Here is a 754-nt window from a genome sequence, read left to right on the forward strand (position 1 = left end):
AACCGGCTGGCGGAGCGGATCGGGGAGCTGGATAAAACTACGTTGGCGGAGATTTTGGCGCGGCTTTCGAACTCGTAGGCTCTTTTGATTCTCAGCGTCACGCGGTTCCAGTAGAGTTTAAATTTGCTCTAAGTGTATCTAACTTTGCAGACCTCAACACGGAATTGACGATTAATCCCGGCGAAAGCTCGATATTTTCTCTAGAAACCTCACTAAAACCCAGGCTTCCGTAAAATCTTATCGCAGATGCACTTGTCTCAAGAACATAAACATGAATTTCCGTGGAGGCTTTTATGTTCTCTACCAGCAACCGAATTAAGCCATGACCAATAGCTTGCCGTTGATATTCTGGCATAATATACATGCCCCACAGATAAGAGATGGCGCCAACCTCCTTAAAAATCGCACTTCCAATAATTGTATCGTCTAAATATGCTAAAGCTATTTTTACCCCGTCGCCCGAAAGCATCGAACTTAATTCTCGATCATCCAACGTCGAAATTAAATTTTCTAATTCTTTATCGCTTAAAACTTTAAGATATGTTGCCATCCAAGTGTGTTTCCACAGAGTTCTTAGGCCGTTGCGTTGCGCCTCGGATAAAACCTCTGGAATGGATATTGTATAAAAAATCTCGATCAATTTAATAGTTCAACTGGTGAATCCTCCACCGATTTATTCGCGGAACTCTATTCCGCCGCCGCCTGACTAGACCGAAAACTCCCCCGGTAGCCCCAATACAGCCAAAGCGCGATC

General features: G+C 44.2%; 1 protein-coding gene. It reads right to left on the reverse strand.

What is annotated here, in order from left to right:
- Nucleotides 1–97 precede the first annotated feature (97 nt).
- The gene (locus tag VZ95_RS23660; protein WP_198148471.1) at nucleotides 98–640 is read right to left on the reverse strand and encodes a GNAT family N-acetyltransferase; all 543 of its coding nucleotides are present in this window, start codon (nucleotides 638–640) and stop codon (nucleotides 98–100) included.
- Nucleotides 641–754: the final 114 nt, after the last annotated feature.

Origin of the sequence: Elstera litoralis (assembly GCF_000963705.1) — a bacterium.
GTDB lineage: Bacteria > Pseudomonadota > Alphaproteobacteria > Elsterales > Elsteraceae > Elstera > Elstera litoralis.